The following is a 20952-nucleotide window of genomic DNA, read 5'->3' on the forward strand; positions in this document are numbered from 1 at the left end:
GGGCAGGGCAATACTAGTTACGTGTGTATCTAGGAGGGTATATTATGTTTTCCTGTGACGGGAATATTGGTAACAATGTATAATTTACAGATATGCTTATCTATCCCGCAAGCATGACTTTAAATTGTGGAAAAGTACCGTGGATACACCGAATTTATTACAATAAATCCATGATTGATTAATTGCCACCTACCCGCAGCTCCACGATAATAGTGCAAAATAATAAATTGTGGGATAGCAAATGGGCGTGAAATTTCCGTGGGCAATCAAGAGGTTTGTGCGCACAATAGCAGCAACGGCCATGGCGTTTTCATGTCTCGCTTTGCCCTTTTCCGCTTACGCCAATGGCGATTACAAGCTCGCTCCCTACACCCGGTTAAGATTGACTGTTCTTGAGTGGATTGCCTCGCGCGGAGAATATAGAGAGTGGACCGCGCTGAACGGCGAGTATGTTGTGTCAGATAGTGGAACTGTGCTTCTTCCACTCATTGGCACAATGGAGATAGCAGCCCTTGATGCCTCATCGGCGGCGACCGAAATTTCAAAGCGCATCCAGAAGGCGACGGGCTTGGTTACCATGCCGAATGTCGCCGTGCAGGTCGTGGAGTATCCTGCAATTTTCCTCGTTGGAAATGTTGAGCGGCCTGGTGAATACAGGTTCAGACCCGGCCTTACAGTTTTGCAGGCCGTTGCCTTGGCTGGCGGCAGATATCGCCCGCGAGAAGAAGCAAGGACGGTTGAACAGATTCAATATCTTGGAGAGCTGCAATCTGTCCACGGCGAAATGGTGCGGACGCTTGCTCGTGTGGCGCGCCTGAAGGCAGAGGTTGCCGGGACAACGGAGATTCAATTTCCGGACGATCTTTCTGAGTTGGCCGACGGCACGAGCATTCAATCCATCACTGCTGAAGAGCGGGCAATCTTCGATACGCAGTCGAATGGTTTGAAGCGCCAGCTTGCAAACCTTGATGAATTGCGTGCGCTTTTCGCTTCCGAAATCGAAGTTTTGCAGGAAAAAGTAGCTGGCCAGGAAAAACAGATCAAGCTGATGGATGCGGAGCTTGAGACGGTCAAGCCGCTGGTGGAGCGCGGCATCGCCACAACATCCCGCCAATCAGATTTACAGCGGATTATCACAACCTTGCAGGCTGATCGGCTTGATCAGGTTACCGCCATCATGCGTGCCCGGCAAAATATCAGCCAGGCGAGCCGCGATGCCCAAAATTTGATTAATCTCCGTCAAACCACCGCTACGACAGAGCTTCAAACAGCGCAGGCTGCGTTGGATCAGCTCAAGATAAGGCAGGACACAGCTGAAAGGCTGCTCGTTGCTGCGGGATCAATTTTGTCGGGCAAGGCAAAGCCCGGAGAAAAACAGGAGCCTGATCTCGTATTCACTATCACCAGGGCAACGACCGCCGAGCCAATCGAGATTGCAGCAAACGAGGATACCGTCCTGGTGCCTGGCGATGTTGTGCGGGCGGCACTCAACGTGCGGTTTTCCAAGAAGACAGCCGGTAACAGCCCGACAGAAATACCTGCTGAACCGGGCACGCCTGCGTCGCTACCCGTTCCGCTCAACGCCGCTGCCGCGCAAGTCAAAACGACCCAATAAGAACATTGTGGATAATAAAGATGGTCAGACATAAACATCACTCGACACGGACTGATGAACTTCATGCCGATGCCCATTTGATCGGTATGGCCGATATTGTCGGTTTCTTGCGGCGCAACTGGCGCTTTGTTGGCGCTTCCATTCTTGGATCAGTACTAATTGCCGTGGCCTATCTCCTGGTAGCGGAGCCGATTTTCACGGCCACGGCCCGAATAGTCATTGATCCCGAACAGGCCAGAATTGCCTCGCAGGATGCGGTTTCGGGGACGATCGTGATCGAAACCGGTGAGGTTGAAAGCCAGGTTGAAATCATCCGCTCTGAAGCCATCGCCAAAAGCGTCATCGAGCAGCTTTCGCTCACGGAGGATCCCGAGCTTCAAGGCGGCGATAGCCTCTTGTCCAGCCTTGCTTTCTGGCGTTCGGACAAAGGCAAGGTGGCTGAACCTGAATTGATCATGCGCAAGACAGTTGCGGGCTTTCTGGAGCGATTGCGCGTCTGGCGTGTCGGGCAATCCTATGTGCTCGACGTCGCATATAATTCCACGGACCCGGCCAAGGCTGCAACGGTGGCAAATGCCACGGCGTTGGCCTACATCAAAGCGGGTCTTGATGCAAAATCATCGGCGGCAAAAAGCGGCGCCGGTTGGCTGGAAAGCAGACTTGCGGAGATTAGCGGGCAAGCGAATGCATCCGCTCGTGCCGTGGAGGATTTCCGTAACCAGAACCAGATATCGCAAGCTGGTGCAACTTCGCTGGATGAACAGCAACTCACCGAGGCGAATATCCAGCTTTCCAGAGCAAAAGCTGATACTTCGGCGGAGAAGGCAAAGCTTGCGATGATCAACAAGTTTCTCCAATCGGAGACTTATGTCGACGGATATGTTGACGAAGCACTTCGCAATCCGCAGATAACAGCGCTTCGTGAACGGCTGAATACGGCTTCCACCCAGCTTGATGAGTTGAAGGGGCGCTATGGCGAAAATGGAGCGGCGGTGCAAGCTGCCCAGCAGGAGATCGCACGCCTGAAGGGTGAGGTACGCCAGGAAATCGTTCGTATCGGGCAGGTTTATAAATCGAATGTCGAAGCGGCCGAGCGCCGCGAGCAATATGTCAATGACCAGCTGCAAGCGACGATTCAATCCGGTCTCAGCAAGGGCATGGCCCGCGTTCAGCTGGGCGAGCTTGAAAGCCGCGCAAATACCTATCGGCAAATGTATCAAAGTTTGATGCAGCAATTAATCAGTGCCTTGCAGCAGGAATCTTTCCCTGTAGGAGATTCCCGTCTGGTCTCCGCTGCTGCGATCCCGCTTGGCAAGACCTGGCCCAAGGGGTCGCTGGTAATCGCGCTTGCGAGCGTGCTTGGCGGACTGGCGGGGCTTGCCTATTCTGCCGTTCGAGAAGTTAGTGATCGTCGCATCAAAACAGAGAGCCGTTTGCGACGCGAACTTGGGTTGAACAGCCTTGGCACATTGCCATTTGTTTCGGCCAGAGCGATTTCAAAGGGCAATCCGCAAGAGCAGTATCAATTGCTGAATTTCGTACTGGATCATCCCAATCATCTCTTTTCAGACGCTGTTCGCAATACCAAGGCCTCGCTGGATCTGATAATGCGTCGGCAAGGTGCAAAAGTCGTGGGTATTACATCGGCGCTGCCGGGCGAGGGCAAGACAACAGTCGCCAGCAATTTGGCACAGCTTTATGCAGCGACGGGTTCAAGAACGATGCTGATCGATACCTGTGCCGCCAACCCGACGCTTACCCGGCTGTTCACGACAATGACCAAGCCCCATCAGGCTATCTCAACCGATGTTGTAGAAAACCACAGGAAAATTGAAGCAACCGAGGGCTCAAGCCGCCGCGACGCACGAACTATTCGGAAGGTCGATGAAATTCGGGCGGAGGAACCCTATGCTTCCGTATCCGTAATAACGCCGCCAGCTCTCATGAGCGTAGACGAGATAACCCATAGTTCGAGCCAGGCATATCGCTATCTCAATCTTCAGGCTCTGGAGAGCCACCTCGACAGATTGCGCGATCAGCACGATATCATCATCCTCGATCTGCCGGATTTGACGACCAGTGCAGATGCTCGAATAGTCAGTGTGATTGTCGACTGCGTTATTCTCACCGTAGGTGACCGGCAGAATGTAACGCTCGATGTCCTTGGCGCGGCGATTGCAAATTGCAGTGGCATCAACTCGGATGCGGTGGGCGTTGTTTTCAATACACCTCTACATCCCCGCACAGCCGCGCCGCTCGCTTTCCCGCCATCAAGCCTTCGGGCAGAAAGTTACAGCCGCTCACTTCAAAGGCGTTTCTCCAAATTTGCAGGTTCATTGGCAAGTTTCCGGTGGAGCAGGTTATGACGCGCGAACCAAAACAACGGCTCAAGATTGCAGTCGGCATACCGTCAACCGGCAGACCGAAAATACTGGCCGCCACGGTTCCCTTGATTGAACAGCAGAACCGGCTGCCCGATCAGATTGTTATCTGCACACTCAAGCCAAGCGATACTCCGGAAAATCTGGAGGCAGGGATGAGCGTTCCGCTGCTATCGCTGCAATCGACTTCCGGGCTGGCCAAGCAACGCAACGACATCATTCGAGCATTGCCGGATTTCGATATATTATTGTTTCTCGACGACGATTTTCTGATGGCTCCGAACTATATAGCCGAGGTCGAAAAGCTGTTCCTCGAACATGATGATATCGTCATATCAACGGGTAACGTTCTTGTAGATGGCATAGGAACAGCCGGAATACAGGTGAAAGAAGGTGCAAGTCTGTTGCAGGCCCTTCTGGATGATCCGTCTTCGCGCCCCGACCTGTTGAAGGATGTCTATAACGGGTATGGCTGCAATATGACTTTGCGACTTGACGTGATGAGACGCAACGATATCTGGTTTGATGAAAACCTTCCACTTTACTGCTGGCTTGAGGACGTTGATCTGAGCCGGTCGCTTGCCAAACATGGCCGTATCGTCAAATCAAACAAGCAGCGCGGTATTCATCTTGGCGTGAAGAGTGGTCGGACCTCCGGGATAAAGCTCGGCTATTCCCAGATTGCCAATCCATATTATCTGGCCAGGAAAGGCACCATGGCTTTTTCCAAGGCTATCGCCATGGCATCCAAGAATTTGATTGCCAATATTTTTGGAAGTATTTCGCCGGAGGCGTGGATAGACCGGAAAGGACGATTAAAGGGAAATGGATTGGCTCTCTTCGATCTTCTCCGCGGAAGGATTTCGCCGTCGGGCGTATTGGATGTTGAAAAGGCTGATTGATTACCCGGCGTCGCATCATGCCCTTGCCTGGGTGCTATTGCTATTAATCATGGTGATGACAGTGGGGCCGATTACATTGCGTCCTGCAACCTGGATCGGGCCAAATGTCGAGCGGTTTTCCGCATTTCTGCTGCTTGGCATCACATTCAGCCTGACCTATCCGAAACGGCTGATTTTTGTGGCGATTATTATAATAGTGTCATGCGGACTCTTTGAATATGCGCAGCATTTCATGCAGAACAGACATGCGGATATTGCGAATTTTTTGGTAAAAATTGCGGGCGCCGCAATGGGTATGGCTGGCGTAAAACTGCTTCGTTAAAGTCAGTGTCTGCCGGATTGAAACATGGGCCCGCCGCGCCATGCGGGATAGCTATAGCCATTGATGAGCACCAGATCGATGTCGGAAGCGCGCATGGCTATGCCTTCATTCATCAGCTTGTCACCCTCGGCAACAAGCCCGCCAATGATGTTCGTCATGATTTCATCCTGCCCGAACGAGCGACGGGTAATTCCCTTTTCATCCGAGATGGTTGCGATCAGGTCTGCAACGGCAGGGTCCACCGATTTTTTGCCGCCCTCATACGCATAGTAGCCTTTGCCCGCCTTTTGGCCGAAGCGCCCTGCTTCACACAAACGATCAGCAATGGTGACATACCGTGCTGCAGGGTCGCGCTTGCCCGCATCACGCTTGCGGCGAGCCCAGGAAATGTCCAGCCCCGCCAGATCGGTTACAGCATAGGGGCCCATGGGAAAACCATATGCCTCGACGGCCGCATCAATTTCATGGGGCAATGCGCCATCTTCAAGCATGATGTCGCATTGATGCCGATAGGCCGTAAACAAACGATTGCCGATAAATCCTTCACAGACGCCGCTGACAATACCAAGCTTGCCAAGGCGCTTTGTGACGGCCAATCCCGCAGCCAGAACATCTGGCGCGATGTCTTTTGTTCGTACGACCTCAACAAGCCGCATGATGTTCGCTGGTGAGAAGAAATGCAGCCCAATGAAACGGCTGGGGTTCATGATCACAGAAGCAATGGCATCCGGATTCAGATAGCTCGTATTGGTTGCCAGAATGGCATCTGCCCGCACAATGGAAGAGAGCGATGCAAAGAGTTCCTGTTTCACACCCAGATCATCAAAGACTGCTTCAAGAACAAGATCGCATTGGGAAAAAGCAGCGCGATCAATATGAAAGCCAATACGGGAAAGCCGTTGTTCCTTGAGAGCAATATCAATCCGACCGGACTTCACCATGCGATCGTAAATGGCTTCGATCCGCTTGCGGCCCAAATCCATAGACGGCTCATCACGTTCTACGATTGTGATATCATACCCAGCATCAGCAAAGGCGACGGCGATGCCAGCGCCCATGAGTCCGGCACCGGCAATGCCTACATTCTGTATAAAGCGAGGACTTATTCCCTCAAGATCAGCGACTTTAGCGGCGAGACGTTCTGCAGCAAAAACATAACGAAGCGCAATTGCCTGTTCGGAATCGACCAGTTCGAGGAACTTTTCCCGCTCACGTTTCAAGCCTTGCTCGATTGGCAAACTGGCCGCAGAAAATGCGCTCCGCGCAGCTGCGCTCGGCGATATTTGCCCGCGTGCCTTGCGTTCTATCGCGGTGATCTGCGCGTCTACCGCCAGTCCAACGAATTCGCGCACAGGCAATGTCCCGGTTCGACGCGGCTCACGACCAGCAAGTATTTGTGCAAATGCAATTGCATCCTGGATCAGATCATTATCGGAGATGCGGTCAATCATTCCAAGATCAAGGGCCTGCGCTGCTGAAACCCGCTTACCGCTTGCAACCATATCGATTGCCTCTGGCATGCCAATCAACCGGGGTAGCCTCTGTGTTCCACCGGCGCCCGGGATAATTCCGAGCTTTACTTCCGGCAAACCAAGTTGGGTCTGTAGAGCCGCAATACGGCCGTGCGCTGCAAGCGCGATCTCCAAACCACCGCCCAAGACTGTTCCATGGAGCGCGGCAATAACAGGCTTTGCGGAATCTTCTATCAACTGCACCAGATCATTGAGGAAGGGCGCGCGCGGAGGCGTGCCGAACTCTTTCACGTCTGCACCCGCAACAAAGGTTTTGCCTTTGCATGCTATAATGATGGCTTGGATCGCCACATCCGCATTTGCTTCGGCCAGAGCAATAGCCAAACCCTCACGCACCGCATGGGACGTTGCATTCACAGGCGGATTATCGATCCAGATCAGACCGATATTGTCTTGGCGATTCCAGCTGACAGCCATGTTCAGTCCGGCACAACAGCGGTTGCCTGAATCTCGACAAGCGCCTCATCTTCGATCAGGCCCGACACTTGAACGACCGCCATTGCCGGGAAGTGCCGGCCCATGGTGGCTTTGTAGGCAGCGCCGATTTCCTTCAATGCTGCCGAATATTGCTTCCGGTCCAAAACATACCAGGTCATGGTGGTGACATGCTCGGGGCCAGCGCCGCCCTCACGCAATATGGCGAGGATATTCTCGAGAGTCTGCCGCACCTGCCCTGGCAGGTCCTTTGCTTCAAATTTACATTGAGCGTTCCAGCCGATCTGTCCGCCGACAAAGACTGTTCGCCCGCGTGCTTCCATTCCATTGGAGTAGCCAATTGGTCGCGCCCAACCCTCTGGCTGCAAAACACGATTTGGGGTGCTCACGCTGATCTGTTCAACAGTTTTGGTCATGCTGCTTCCGGTCAATTGGAGAATGCCGCAATGCCGGTAATGGCGCGGCCTAAAATTAGGGCGTGGATATCATGCGTGCCTTCATAGGTATTGACGACCTCAAGATTGACGAGGTGGCGCGCTACCGGGAACTCATCGGAAATGCCATTGCCTCCCAGCATATCGCGGGCATTGCGGGCAATTTCCAAGGCCTTCCCACAGGAATTGCGTTTCAGGATTGATGTAAGCTCAACAGGGGGCGAGCCCTCATCCTTCATGCGACCAAGACGCAGGCAGCCTTGCAGTCCAAGAGCTATCTCGGTTGCCATATCGGCGAGCTTCTTCTGGATCAGCTGATTTGCCGCAAGTGGGCGACCAAACTGTTTGCGGTCAATTACGTAACTGCGCGCAGTCTCGTAGCAGGACTCCGCAGCACCCAGTGCACCCCATGCAATTCCAAACCGCGCTGAGTTCAGGCAGGTGAACGGTCCTTTGAGCCCTGTCACATGCGGGAGCATGTTTTCCTCCGGCACAAACACATCGTCCATCACGATCTGGCCGGTGATGGAAGCGCGCAGGCCAACCTTGCCGTGAATGGCAGGCGCAGAAAGCCCTTTCCAACCCTTTTCAAGAATGAAGCCGCGGATCAACCCATCTTCCGTTTTTGCCCAGACCACAAACACATCGGCAATCGGTGAATTGGAAATCCAGGTTTTGGAACCATTCAACAGATAGCCGCCATCCACCTTACGAGCACGACTTGCCATGGAGCCGGGATCAGAACCGTGGTCCGGTTCGGTTAGTCCGAAGCAGCCGATTTTTGTGCCTGCAATCAGACCCGGAAGATATTTCTGCTTCTGATCCTCGCTGCCGAAAGTATGAATCGGAACGATGACCAGTGAAGATTGCACGCTCATCATGGAGCGATAGCCGCTATCGATCCGTTCAATTTCCCGTGCGATCAAGCCATAGGAAACATAGTTTAGCCCCGCCCCGCCATACGCCTCCGGCACTGTCGGTCCAAGCAGTCCAAGCGCGCCCATTTCAGCGAATATGGACGGATCAGTCTTTTCATGGCGGAAGGCTTCCTGCACGCGGGGCAGCAATTTGTCTTCACCGTAGGCCCGTGCGGTATCACGCACCATCCGCTCTTCCTCGCTCAATTGTGCGTCGAGATTAAACGGGTCCTGCCAGTCGTAATATGCTTTTGATCCATGCATGGGAATTATCCTGCCTTTTTGCCAGCGCTCTTCATCAGCTCGCGGCCGATGATGAGTTTTTGAACTTCGGTTGCGCCCTCATAGATACGTAGGGCACGAATCTCGCGGTAAAGACGCTCGGTAATTTCGCCAACCCTTACCCCGCGCCCGCCAAAGAGTTGCAGCGCCTGATCGATGACCCATTGGGCATTTTCAGTGGCCGTCAGCTTTGCCATTGCGGCTTCGCTTGTTGTTGGGAGTTTCTGCACGTCCCGCCGCCATGCGGTGCGGAATGTCAGCAGCGCGGCAGCGTCGATCGCCGTTGCCATTTCACCCAGTGTGCTTTGTGCTGTAGGCAGATCAGACAGGGTTGCACCAAACATCTTGCGGCTTCTGGCATGTGCTACGGCCTCATCAAGTGCCCGCCGGGCAAAGCCTATGGCGGCGGCAGCCACAGATGGGCGGAAAATATCAAGTGTTCGCATTGCGATCTTGAAGCCTTCGCCTGCCATTCCTAAAAGCTGGGAAGCCGGTATGCGGCAATTGTCGAAGCGAATGCGGGCCAGCGGATGGGGTGCAATGGTTTCAATGCGTTCGACAATGGAAAAACCGGGGGTATCAGCATAGACAATAAAGGCCGAAATACCGCGTGTCCCCGGCGCTTCACCGGTACGGGCAAAGACCGTATAGACATCGGCTATCCCGCCATTGGAAATCCAGATTTTTTCGCCATCCAGAATGAAATCTTCGCCATCGCGGCGGGCGGAACAACTGAGCGCTGCAACATCTGAACCGGCATCCGGCTCTGATAATGCAAAGGCGGATATCAACTCTCCTCGCGCAATCTTGGGCAGGATTTGCTGCTTCAGCTCCTGAGAACCGGCAAGGCTTATCGCGCCAGTGCCAAGCCCTTGCATGGCAAAGGCGAAATCCGCTAGGCCATCCGTATAGGCCAATGTTTCCCTGATGACGCAAAGTGAGCGACTGTCGATTTCTTCGCAGACGCCGCCAAATTCCTTCGGCACGCAATGGCGCAATATTCCGGCTGCGCCTAGCTTAGCGACCAGTTTTTTGCATGCGGAGTCGGCATCTGCATGATCGATTTCGCCCAACCCGCCGCCGGAGATGAAGCTATCGAGTTCGCTTGCCAGTGTGCGTGCATCCTCGCCGAAAAACGGCCATTGCAAATGTTCGCGGCTCAGCATTCCTGCGGGTTTGGCAACCATCCGCTAGTTCCCTTCGAACTGAGGTTTGGTCTTGGCCGCAAAGGCTTCGAAGGCCCGGCGAAAATCGCCTGTCGCCATGCAAATGGCTTGGGCTTGCGCCTCCGATTCAATGAGCTGATCAATGCCCATGGACCATTCCTGATCCAGCATCTTTTTGGTCATGGCATGGGCAAACCAGGGTCCATCCGCAACTGTGCGGGCAAAGCGCTGCGCTTCACCAAGCAAGTTGGGCCGCTCATGCAGGGCATTATAAAAGCCCCAGGCATGGCCTTCATTTGCCGTCATCGCACGGCCTGTAAAGAGCAGTTCGCTAGCGCGGCCTTGCCCGATAATGCGCGGAAGAATGCCGCAAGCCCCCATATCGGCACCAGCAAGTCCAACACGGGTAAACAGGAAAGCGGTTCGCGTTTCAGGCGTTGCAATCCGGAAGTCAGCAGCCATGGCGAGAATGGCTCCCGCTCCAGCGCAAATTCCATCCACCGCAGCGATGATTGGCTGCGGACAGGCCCTGATCTGGCGCACCAGATCCCCGGTCATGCGTGTAAAATCCAGAAGGTCAGGCATTGCCATGCGCGTCAGCGGTTCGATAATGTCGAAGACATCGCCGCCGGAAGAAAAGTTATTATCCGCTCCCGTCAGCACCACCGCGCGCACATCACTTGCGCGGGCAAGCGAGCGAAACAGCTCGGTCAGTTCCTCATAGCTCTCGAAGGTGAGGGGGTTCTTCTTTTCCGGGCGATTGAGCGTAATCGTGGCAACGCGGCCGTCATCATCCGTCTCAAACAGAAAATGCTTGGCCTTGTGATCCTTGAAGGGACGCTTTTTATCCTGCATTGGATTGCTCATTCTGTTTTAGCCTCCCATCACTTCGCCGCCGGCAACAGGGATTGCCTGGCCAGTTATTGCGCTTGCTTTTTCAGATGCCAGCCAAAGCACCGTATCGGCGACTTCCTGAGGTGTGACGAGCCTGCCTTGCGGGTTGGAACGGGCAAGACTGGCGCGGGCATCATCAATTGAACGACCGGTTTTGCCGCTGATCATTTCGACCGCATTGTCGAGCAGGGGCGTATCGGTAAAGCCGGGGCAGACGGCATTGACCGTGATATCGGTTCGCGCCAGTTCCAGCGCAAGCGATCGTGTCAGGCCAATCACGCCATGTTTGGCTGCACAATAGGCCGAAACATAAGGATAGCCGGTTAGCCCTGCCGTGCTGGCAATATTGATGATCCGGCCATTGCCGGAAAGGCGCAGTGAGGAAAGTGCCGCCTGTGTTACGATAAATGTGCCTGTCAGATTTACGCCGAGAACCCTGTTCCAAAGATCAAGGTCTGTCTTGTCAAAAGGTGCTGAGGGCGCTTCACCGGCGCAGTTAACAAGCACGCCGATTTCACCCGCAAAAGAAATGGATTTTGCGATATTCTGCTCGACTGAGGCAGCGTCCGTCACATCGAAACCGTCAAGAACCAAGGCTTCACCGCCCTTATCGACGATCAGGTTTTTGACCTCTGTAAGCGGCGTATGCCGCCGCCCGGCGAGCGTTACACGCATACCTTCCGCAGCCAAGGTCAGAGCTATGGACCGGCCGATGCCAGTGCCAGCGCCTGTGATGAATGCGTGCTTCTTTGCTTGGCTCATGGCTTGGCTGCTCGGGCCAGATTATTCACATATTGCGCCTTGGCCGAATAATATTGCTTGGGCCAAGGCTGATCGGCATAGCCGATCTTTGCAGCCTCATGCATGACGAAGGATGGATCAGCCAGATGCGGACGAGCCACAGCGCATAGGTCCGCACGTCCTGCGGCGATAATCGAATTGGCGTGATCGGCTTCGGAAATTGCGCCAACCGCAATTGTAGGAATTTGAATCTCATTGCGGATTTTGTCTGAGAACGGTGTCTGGAAAAGGCGGCCATAGACCGGCTGTTCTTCCTTGACCACCTGACCGGATGAGCAGTCAATCATATCTGCTCCGGCCTTCTTGAACATCTGCGCAAAGATTGCGGCATCTTCAGGCGTATTACCGCCTTCGAACCAGTCATTGGTCGAAAGACGCACTGATATTGGCTTGTCTTCAGGCCAAACCTGCCGGATGGCGTGAAATATTTCTAACGGGAAACGTGCGCGACCTGCGTGGTCGCCGCCATACTCATCTTCACGATGATTGGTGAGGGGTGAAAGAAAGCTCGACAGGAGATAGCCATGGGCTGCATGCAGTTCGAGCATATCGAAACCAAGATTGCACGCTCGTTGCGTTGCTTGCACAAAATCTGCCTTAACGCGATCCATATCATCCCTTGTCATGGCGCGAGGCGTATCGGAATTTTGCAGATAGGGCAGGGCTGACGCAGAGATAAGAGGCCAGCCGCCCTCGGCGACAGGCTGGTCAATGCCTTCCCATGCAACTTTGGTGGAACCCTTGCGGCCCGCATGGCCAAGCTGAATGCCGATCTTTGCAGGTGTCTGCTGATGCACGAAGTCAACAACCCGCTTCCAGGCGGTTTCCTGCTCGTCGTTCCAAAGGCCGAGACAACCGGGAGTGATACGCGCATCGGCGGAAACGCAAGTCATTTCCGGGAAAATCAGCGCTGCTCCGCCCATGGCGCGCGCGCCAAGATGCACCAGATGGAAATCATTGGGCAGGCCATCAGTGGCTGAGTACATTGCCATGGGCGAAACCATGATGCGATTATGCAAGGTCAGGCCGCGAATTTTGAACGGCGTGAACATGGGCGGGGGCACGGAACCGTTCGACGAGGGATTGACCCCCGCACGTTCGGCAAACCAGCGTTCAAAACCTTCCAGCCAGTCCTTGTCCCGCAGCCGCAGATTTTCATGGCTGATGCGCTGCGAGCGGGTCAGCATGGAATACATGAATTGTTCTGGTTCAAGAGTATCCGCATAGCGTGTGCCGACCACCTCGAACCATTCCATCGCATTGCGCGCTGCGTTCTGAATACGCGCAACATCAACACGGCGCACATCCTCATAGGCGGCTAGAACCGCAGGAATATTGGCTTTGTCATGGCCCGCAATATCAAACTGCCGGGTAAGCTCGATAGCGTCATCAATGGCAAGTTTGGTTCCAGAGCCAATGGCGAAATGGGCCGTATGGGCGCTGTCACCCATGAGAACCACATGGCTTTTGCCGTTAAAATGGCTCCATTTCTCGCAGATCAGGCGGCCAAAATTAAGCCAGGCGGAACCGCGCAGATGGCGCGCATTGGTCATTAATTTGTGACCATCAAGCGTTTCGGCAAACAGCTTTTCGCAAAAGGCAATGGATGCGTCCTGATCCATCTTGTCGAGGCCATGGGCCTTGAATACTTCATCTGTCGTTTCAACGATGAAGGTGGATGTGTTCTCGTCGAACCGATAGATATGCGCCTGAAACCACCCATGTTCGGTTTTCTGGAAATCGAAGGTGAAGGCGTCAAAACGCTTATCCGTTCCCAGCCAGACAAAGCGATTGGGCCGAACCACCATATCGGGGCGGAAGATGTCGGTATATTTTGTGCGAATGCGCGAATTCACCCCATCAGAGGCGATGATCAGATCGGCGTCAGGAAATTCTTCGTCGCCATTCACGTCTTTTTCGAAGAGGAGTTCCACACCAAGTTCAAGGCAGCGATCCTGCAGGATGTTCAGCATTTTCTTGCGGCCGATACCGACAAAACCGTGACCGCTGGTGCGAATCTTCCGGCCCTTGAACACCAGTTCAATATCATCCCAGTGGTTGAATGCTACTTCAATTGTCTCGGCTGTCTGCGGGTCCCATTGGCGCATTGACTGCATGGTTGCATCGGAGAAAACGACCCCCCAGCCGAATGTATCAAACGCACGGTTACGCTCCACGACAGTGATGTGGTGTTCGGGATGCTGGCGCTTCATGAGAAGAGCGAAATAGAGGCCGGCAGGGCCGCCGCCAATACAGACAATCCGCATGCTTGTTCCTCCAAAAGACTGGCGATGCTTTCCCGCTTATGCGTTTGCGCTTCTCGTCAGCCGTTAAAACTCAAAATGAACCGGTTACAAATAAATTTCAAGCTTAAAATATATTTGTATGAGATGACATTCGTGGTCGCGATTTCACGCGCCAGTCAAACGCCCAAATATCGATCTTGAAGCGCGGGAGTGAGTTGCTCGGGCGTGCCGGCAAAGACGGTTGTGCCTTTTTCCAAGACAAAGCAACGATCGGCCACGGGCAGCAACTCCGCCAGCGTTTTATCGACAACAAGGATCGACTGTCCCGCAGCCTTCAGCTTTCTAATGGCTGCCCATATGTCCTGCCGGATGACCGGAGCCAGACCCTCTGTGGCCTCGTCGAGCACAAGCAGGCGCGGATTTGTCATAAGCGCCCGACCGATGGCGAGCATCTGTTGCTCGCCGCCCGACAATGTATTGGCGAACTGGTCGCGGCGCTCATTCAGGCGCGGAAATAATTCGCCAACTTTCTGTACAGTCCACTCATTGCCTCTTGCGGCAGCCAAAAGGTTTTCAAGCACTGTCAGATTGGGAAAGCAGCGCCTGCCTTCCGGCACCAGTCCCAGCCCGAGCCGGGCTATCTTGTGCGGTCGCAGACTGGTTACCTGTTTGCTAGCAAAGCTGATAGCGCCGGAGCGCGCACGGACAAGACCGAAGATCGAATTGATGGTTGTCGTTTTACCCATGCCATTGCGGCCCATCAGCGCGACGACTTCGCCTTCTTCCACATCCAGATCAACACCGAACAATGCCTGCGAAGCGCCATAGAAAGTCTCAAGACCTTTGATGCTGAGAAGTGTCATGCGGCTTCTCCGAGATAGGCCCGGCGCACTTCGGGATCGTTGCGAATATCATCAACTGTTCCCGACGCGATAATGCGCCCGTAAACCAGAACAGATATGCGGTCGGCAAGGGCAAATACGGCGTCCATATCATGTTCGACGAGCAGGATCGGTGCCTCATGGCGCAGGCCATCGAGAAATTCGGTCAAGGCCTTGGAGCCTTCCGGACCCATGCCCGCCATAGGTTCGTCGAAAAGGAATGCCTTTGATCCGAGTGCCAGCGCAATGGCAATTTCAAGCTGGCGGCGTTCACCGTGGGATAGTTCAGCCGCAGGCAGGTTTGCACGCTTGGCCAAGCCAACGCGCTCCAGCATTGCCATAGCAGGCTCCGTCAAACTCTTGTCAGTCATCACGGGGCGAAAGAAACGAAGGCTTGAGCTCTGCCGCGCCTGCACGGCCAGCATAACATTGCGTAAAGCGGAAAATTCCGGAGCAAGCGACGATATCTGGAAACTGCGACCAAGGCCGCGACGGGCGCGCTCGGGCATGCCGAGCCCTACCATATTCTCACCGAGAAAGCGGATCGTGCCGCTATCCTGCCGGATGGAGCCGGATATCTGGTGGATGAGTGTGCTCTTGCCAGCGCCATTGGGTCCAATCAGGGCATGGATTTCGCCGGGGCGCAGATCAAGGCTCACACCATCGGTCGCTTTCAAGGCACCGAAGCTCTTGCGCAACTCACGAATTTCCAGAATGGGCTCAACCATGACGCGCCTTTCCTGCAAGAAGCCCAAGCAATCCGCCGCGCGCGAAAAGCACTACGCCGAGAAGAATGAGTCCGAGAAAGAATTGCCATCTCTCTGTAATGCCGCCGAGCGTATATTCGAATAGGACATACAGCATGGCACCGGCAAGAGGGCCAAAGAGCCTCCCTTTACCGCCCAAGATAATAAGCACGATCAACTCGCCGGACATGTGCCATGACAGCATTGAAGGGCTGGCAAACCGGTTCAGATCGGCAAAGAGTGCGCCTGCCAGACCGGTCACCATGGCCGAGATGATAAAGGCTATGAGCCTGATATTGAAAGGTGCAATGCCAACCGCAGCAAGCCGCGTATCATTCTGCCTTGCTGTTTGCAGCGCTGCACCGAAACGCGAACCGCGGATGAGCGCAAACAGGCCCATCGCCAGAAGCAGCAATGCGTAACAGATGAGAAAAAAGGGCAGGGGCTTTGCCGTATTGATCAGCGGAAATGAGTTGCGAACGGATAGGGATAAACCATCCTCGCCGCCATAGGCGGGCCATGAGATAGCGAAGTAATAGATCATTTGCGCGAAGGCGAGAGTGATCATGATGAAATAAACGCCTGAAGTACGCAGACTGATCGCGCCGATAGGCAGTGCCACCAGTCCACAGACAGTGAGCGCGATCAGCCATATCCATGGCATTGAAGTGGTGCCCTCAAAGCCAAAGAGCATGGGTTCCGCGTTGAAGGCGTGGGTGGCCAGAATACCGGCCGCATAGCCGCCTATCCCAAAGAAGGCTGCATGTCCGAAGGATACCAGCCCACCAAGTCCAAGCGCTATATTCAATCCGACAGCGGCAAGGGCCAGAATGGCAACACGGGTCGATAGTGTGACGTAGAATGGTTCGCCGACAGCAATGGCGATCAGCGGGACAGCCAGCAATATCACTGCCAGAACTAAATTAATGATGGTTTCGCGTGCGATCATGAGCTTGTGATCCTTACGCGGCAAACAGGCCGCGCGGCCGGAATGCGAGGATCAGGGCCATGACAATATAGATCAGCATGGAAGCGAGTGCGCCACCGACCATTCCGGCCTGTGCGGCGGGAAGGATCAGTGCGAGAGTCTTGGGCAAGAGAAAGCGCCCCATTGTATCAATGAGGCCGACAAGAACAGCGCCAATCAGTGCGCCCTTTATGGAGCCGATACCACCGATGACGATGACCACGAAAGCGAGGATGAGAACGGGCTCCCCCATGCCGACCTGAACTGACTGCAAAGCACCGACCAATGCGCCTGCCAGTCCGGCCAATGCCGCTCCAAGCGCAAAGACGATGGTATAGAGCGTCTGGATATCAATTCCGAGCGCTGCGATCATCTCGCGGTCAGACTCGCCCGCTCTTATGCGCATACCAAGCCTGGTGCGCGAAATGAGGAGATAAAGTCCAAGCGCGACAGCAATGCCCACCGCGATGATGGCAAGGCGGTAAAGCTGATATTGCCCGCCTCCGGGCAGAGAAACAGCTCCCTGCAGAAGGAGCGGAATATCCAGATAAAGCGGAAAGGATCCAAAAATCCAACGCGATCCTTCCGAGAAGATCAGGATCAGCGCAAAAGTCGCCAGGACCTGATCGAGATGGTCACGGTCGTATAGTCGCCTGATGACCACCACTTCCATAATAGCGCCCGCCGCTGCTGCCGCGGTAAGACTGGCAATGAGCCCCAGCCAAAACGAACCTGTGGCCGAGGCTACAACCGCGCAAGCGAAAGCTCCGATCATATAAAGCGAGCCGTGGGCGAGATTTATCAGCCCCATCACGCCGAAAATCAGCGTCAGGCCAGCCGCCATGAGGAACAGCATCACTCCGAGCTGTAGCCCGTTGAGAAGTTGCTCGATGAGAAGTGCAGTGGACAAGGCAGCGTTCCCGGATTCAGCGCAGGGTTAAACAGGACACCCGCCGCAGCGCGGCGGGCTCAATGTGGCAGATGCGGATTACATCTTGCACTTGTCTGCGTAAGCATCCTTGTGGTCTTCAAAGGCAGTCGCCACGATCTTATTGGTCAAAACGCCATCCTCCTTCACCACTTCGCGCACATAGACGTTCTGAATCGGATGGTTGTTATTATTGAACACAAATTTTCCGCGCACCGACTTGAAGTCCGCCGCTTTGAGCGCTGCCTTGAACGCGTCCTTATCCTTTACGCTGGCTTTCGACAGGGCTGCAAGAATGAGGTTTGCCGTATCCCAGCTTTGTGCCGCATAGATCGAAGGCAAGCGCTTATATTCGGTCTTGAAGGCTTCGACGAACTTCTTATTGGCGTCATTGTCGAGATCTTTCGACCATGTCGCCGAATTCTTCACACCGAGCGCTGCATCGCCAATGGCACCCAGCACATCCTGATCGAATGAGAAGCCTGGTCCCATAACAGGCGTCTTGACGCCGGATTGCGCGTACTGCTTCATGAAGGAAATTCCCATGCCGCCGGGCAAGAAAAAGAATACGGAATCGGCACCTGAATCACGGATCTGTGCGATTTCAGCCGCATAATCTGTCTGGCCGACCTGGGTATAGACCTCGCCGGCAAGTTCACCCTTATAGAAGCGTTTGAAACCAGTTAGTGCATCCTTGCCTGCAGGATAGTTGGGCGCAAGAATGAAGGTCTTTTTGTAGTCCTTGTTGGCGTACTGGCCCATGGCTTCATGAAAATTGTCATTCTGATAGGCGACGTTGAAATAGTTTGCGTTGCAGTTCGCACCTGCCAATGCAGACGGACCGGCATTTGGCGAAAGATAGATAATATCCTGCGCCACAGTATTGGGCACAACAGCCATGGCAAGATTGGACCAGATGATGCCTGTGAGAAGGTCCACCTTGTCGCTCTGGATCATTTTTTCCGCCAGCTGCACGGCAATTTCCGGCTTTTGCGCATCGTCCTCGATAACAAGCTCGATATCCTTGTTGCCGGATTGCTTCATGGCCAGAGTGAAGGCATCGCGCATGTCGATACCAAGACCGGCTCCACCACCGGAAAGCGTGGTTATAACGCCGATTTTTACCGGTTCCGCATAGGCAGCACTGGCCAATGCAAGGCTTAACATACTGGTTGCCAGAATTTTCTTCATATCATTCCCCTTTATAGGTGTTCCCATTATTTGTTGTTGTTTGGCCGTGGAGCGGTGAGCGAACTTTCCAGAATTCCAGACAGAGTTCAACCTCTGATAAGAGTCCTTACGGTGCCTCTCCTGCTCGCAGCCTGAATCGTTGTACTTTGCCGGTCTGGGTCTTTGGTAGACTGTCAATAAACTTCACGGAACGCGGATATTTATAGGGCGCAATCAGCGTCTTCACGTAATCCTGCAAACGCTTGATAGTGGCATCATCCCGCGTCGTTCCCTCGATCAGAACGACGAATGCCTCGACGATCTGCCCACGCTCATTGTCCGGTTGGCCAACGACCGCGCATTCGAGAACTTCAGGGTGCGATAGCAGGGCCGCTTCCACCTCGGGACCGGCTACATTATAGCCGGCTGTCAGGATGATATCGTCCGAGCGCGCCGCGAAGTGGAAGAATCCGTCCTCATCCTGATAAAAGGCGTCGCCGGTCAGGTTCCAGCCGTCGCGGACATATTCGGTCTGACGGTCGTCGGCCATATAGCGGCATCCCGTCGGTCCGCGCACTGCAAGTTTGCCGACTGTGCCCCGAGGCACCTCGCGCATGTCCTTGTCCACGATCCGGGCGGTATAGCCGCTCACCGGCTTTCCGGTGGAAGAGGGCATCAGGTCGGCAAACCGATTGGAAATGAAAATGTGCAACATTTCCGTAGCGCCAATGCCATCGAGAATCGGCCTGCCAGTCTTTTTCGTCCATTCTTCAAAGACAGGGCCGGGAAGAGTTTCGCCCGCCGAAACAGCCACTCGCAGGGAGGAAAGATCCGCTCCCTCATCCATAGCTTTCAGCATGGCCCGATAAGCCGTTGGAGCGGTAAAGCTTATTGTTGCCTTATAAGTTTCAATGATTTCGATCATATTGGGTGGAGTGGCATTCTCCAGCAAAGTTGCGGCTGCTCCGAACCGCAGCGGGAAGATTGCAAGACCGCCGAGACCGAAGGTGAAGGCCAAAGGTGGCGAACCGACGAATACATCGTCCGGTGTGACACCCAGCACTTCCTTTGCATAGGCATCGGCGATGATAAGAAGATCGCGATGGAAATGCATGGTGGCCTTGGGCACACCGGTGGTGCCCGAAGTAAACCCGAGCAATGCAACGTCGTCTCGGCCGGTCTGCACAGCAGAAAATTCGTGAGGTTTGCCCAAGGCGGCGCGATCAAGCTCTGCGTCATGGCTGGCGGTGCCGTCAAAGCCGATCACTTGCTTGAGAAATACGCTGTCCTTGGCGCAGGCAATCAACTCATCCATCAGGCGCGTGTCGCAAAGTGCCAGCGATATTTCTGCCTTATCGATGATTTTAGTCAGTTCTCCGGAACGGAGCATGGGCATCGTATTGACGACAACGGCACCGGCTTTGGTGGCCGCAAGCCAGCAAGCCACCATCGCAGGATTGTTGGCAGAGCGGATCAACACCCGGTTGCCCGGCTTTATACCATAATTGGCAACGAGCGCATGAGCCAACTGGCTGGTCCACTCGGAAAGCTCCCGATAGCTACGCCTGCGGCCATTGCCGATCAGGGCAGTGCGGTCACCAAAGCCTTTTTCCACCATGCGGTCGGTCAGCTCGACCGCGGCATTGAGATAGTCGGGATAGTCAAATCCATCGAGACAGAATTCCGGCCACAGTTCTGGTGGCGGAAGATTATCCCGCGTAAATGTATCGGTATGAGCTGTCGGTCCTAGCATTCTGCGGCTTCCCCTGCCTGCTTTCGGTCATGTCCCGGCTTCTTTGTCCGGTCATGTTGCCTGGTTCATGTTTCCCAATTGCTGCGAAATGATTTGAGCATGACAGCAAGATGGCGCGCGTCTTCATCGCCAATGCCGCCAAGCAGTTCACCCACCCATTTTTCGTGTTCCGTTGCGATCTGCCGAAAGAGGGTCAAACCTGAATCGGTCAATCTGACAATCGATGTGCGGCGATCACCCTCGCGGCTGGATCGAACCACAAGTCCGTCCGTTACCAACCTGTCGACGATCACCGTGACGTTGCCGTTCGAGACCAGCAGAAAGCGCGAAAGGTCGCTCATCAGCAGGCCTTCAGGCTCGCGATTAAGCGCGGCCATCACGTCAAAGCGGGGCAGCGTCATGTCAAATGCAGATTTCAGCCGCAGGCGTAATTCGTTTTCAATTGTTCTCGATGCGCGCAGCAAGCGGATCCACAAACGGAGCCGATCCTTGTTGCCGAGGCCCGTATGTTGTGCGGTTTTCGAAGCGCCAGTATCGTTCATCGGTCACCACTGTTGGAGGCGAAGTTAATTCCAGACGT

The 20952-nt window shown here is 54.4% G+C and carries 18 protein-coding genes; 4 read left to right on the forward strand and 14 right to left on the reverse strand.

Annotated elements, in window-relative coordinates:
* Positions 1–241: 241 nt before the first annotated feature.
* Genes AC6CHM_RS17920 through AC6CHM_RS17935 form a run of 4 tightly spaced genes read left to right on the forward strand, consistent with a single transcriptional unit; the run spans position 242 to position 5220 of the window.
* A complete protein-coding gene (locus tag AC6CHM_RS17920) occupies positions 242–1615 on the forward strand; it encodes a polysaccharide biosynthesis/export family protein (protein WP_498173921.1) in 1374 nt (457 codons plus the stop codon).
* A 20-nt stretch (positions 1616–1635) separates the two neighbouring features.
* Complete coding sequence (locus tag AC6CHM_RS17925) at positions 1636–3981, forward strand: GumC family protein (RefSeq protein WP_498173922.1); 2346 nt, start codon at positions 1636–1638, stop codon at positions 3979–3981.
* Entirely contained in the window at positions 3978–4898 is a 921-nt protein-coding gene (locus AC6CHM_RS17930; RefSeq protein ID WP_336442145.1) for a glycosyltransferase family 2 protein, read from the forward strand. Before AC6CHM_RS17925 ends, AC6CHM_RS17930 begins: the two co-directional genes overlap by 4 nt.
* Positions 4879–5220: a VanZ family protein gene (locus AC6CHM_RS17935; protein WP_162802520.1), complete on the forward strand. Its 342-nt coding sequence runs from the start codon at positions 4879–4881 to the stop codon at positions 5218–5220. The genes AC6CHM_RS17930 and AC6CHM_RS17935 overlap by 20 nt, the downstream gene beginning before the upstream one ends.
* A 2-nt stretch (positions 5221–5222) precedes the next feature.
* On the opposite strand, the gene AC6CHM_RS17940 is transcribed toward AC6CHM_RS17935, so the two are convergent.
* The 14 genes from AC6CHM_RS17940 to AC6CHM_RS18005 form a co-directional block, all read right to left on the reverse strand.
* Positions 5223–7169: a 3-hydroxyacyl-CoA dehydrogenase NAD-binding domain-containing protein gene (locus tag AC6CHM_RS17940; protein WP_498173923.1), complete on the reverse strand. Its 1947-nt coding sequence runs from the start codon at positions 7167–7169 to the stop codon at positions 5223–5225.
* 2 nt (positions 7170–7171) lie between these two features.
* Complete coding sequence (locus AC6CHM_RS17945) at positions 7172–7603, reverse strand: RidA family protein (RefSeq protein ID WP_115053359.1); 432 nt, start codon at positions 7601–7603, stop codon at positions 7172–7174.
* Positions 7604–7614: 11 nt separating this feature from the next.
* Positions 7615–8802, reverse strand: a complete 1188-nt coding sequence (locus AC6CHM_RS17950) for an acyl-CoA dehydrogenase (protein WP_498173924.1) — start codon at positions 8800–8802, stop codon at positions 7615–7617.
* Positions 8803–8807: 5 nt separating this feature from the next.
* Positions 8808–10007 (reverse strand): acyl-CoA dehydrogenase family protein, encoded by a 1200-nt coding sequence (locus AC6CHM_RS17955; RefSeq protein ID WP_498173925.1) that lies wholly within the window; start codon positions 10005–10007, stop codon positions 8808–8810.
* A 3-nt stretch (positions 10008–10010) separates the two neighbouring features.
* Positions 10011–10853: an enoyl-CoA hydratase family protein gene (locus AC6CHM_RS17960; protein ID WP_498173926.1), complete on the reverse strand. Its 843-nt coding sequence runs from the start codon at positions 10851–10853 to the stop codon at positions 10011–10013.
* Between the two features lie 6 nt (positions 10854–10859).
* Positions 10860–11642, reverse strand: coding sequence for an SDR family NAD(P)-dependent oxidoreductase (locus tag AC6CHM_RS17965; RefSeq protein ID WP_307275583.1), 783 nt, complete (start codon positions 11640–11642; stop codon positions 10860–10862).
* Positions 11639–13948 (reverse strand): bifunctional salicylyl-CoA 5-hydroxylase/oxidoreductase, encoded by a 2310-nt coding sequence (locus AC6CHM_RS17970; RefSeq protein ID WP_337354893.1) that lies wholly within the window; start codon positions 13946–13948, stop codon positions 11639–11641. Before AC6CHM_RS17970 ends, AC6CHM_RS17965 begins: the two co-directional genes overlap by 4 nt.
* Before the next feature lie 155 nt (positions 13949–14103).
* The gene (locus AC6CHM_RS17975) at positions 14104–14790 is read right to left on the reverse strand and encodes an ABC transporter ATP-binding protein (protein WP_498173927.1); all 687 of its coding nucleotides are present in this window, start codon (positions 14788–14790) and stop codon (positions 14104–14106) included.
* On the reverse strand, positions 14787–15536 hold the full coding sequence (locus tag AC6CHM_RS17980; RefSeq protein ID WP_498173928.1) for an ABC transporter ATP-binding protein: 750 nt from the start codon (positions 15534–15536) through the stop codon (positions 14787–14789). The genes AC6CHM_RS17975 and AC6CHM_RS17980 overlap by 4 nt, the downstream gene beginning before the upstream one ends.
* The gene (locus AC6CHM_RS17985) at positions 15529–16503 is read right to left on the reverse strand and encodes a branched-chain amino acid ABC transporter permease (protein ID WP_307275574.1); all 975 of its coding nucleotides are present in this window, start codon (positions 16501–16503) and stop codon (positions 15529–15531) included. The genes AC6CHM_RS17980 and AC6CHM_RS17985 overlap by 8 nt, the downstream gene beginning before the upstream one ends.
* Before the next feature lie 13 nt (positions 16504–16516).
* Positions 16517–17431 (reverse strand): branched-chain amino acid ABC transporter permease, encoded by a 915-nt coding sequence (locus AC6CHM_RS17990; protein ID WP_498173929.1) that lies wholly within the window; start codon positions 17429–17431, stop codon positions 16517–16519.
* 78 nt (positions 17432–17509) lie between these two features.
* The gene (locus AC6CHM_RS17995) at positions 17510–18640 is read right to left on the reverse strand and encodes an ABC transporter substrate-binding protein (protein WP_307275568.1); all 1131 of its coding nucleotides are present in this window, start codon (positions 18638–18640) and stop codon (positions 17510–17512) included.
* 106 nt (positions 18641–18746) lie between these two features.
* Complete coding sequence (locus AC6CHM_RS18000) at positions 18747–20372, reverse strand: AMP-binding protein (RefSeq protein WP_498173930.1); 1626 nt, start codon at positions 20370–20372, stop codon at positions 18747–18749.
* Between the two features lie 65 nt (positions 20373–20437).
* On the reverse strand, positions 20438–20914 hold the full coding sequence (locus tag AC6CHM_RS18005) for a MarR family winged helix-turn-helix transcriptional regulator (protein ID WP_307275560.1): 477 nt from the start codon (positions 20912–20914) through the stop codon (positions 20438–20440).
* Between the last annotated feature and the right edge of the window lie 38 nt (positions 20915–20952).

The sequence above is a fragment of the Phyllobacterium sp. GQ127 genome (assembly GCF_059758635.1).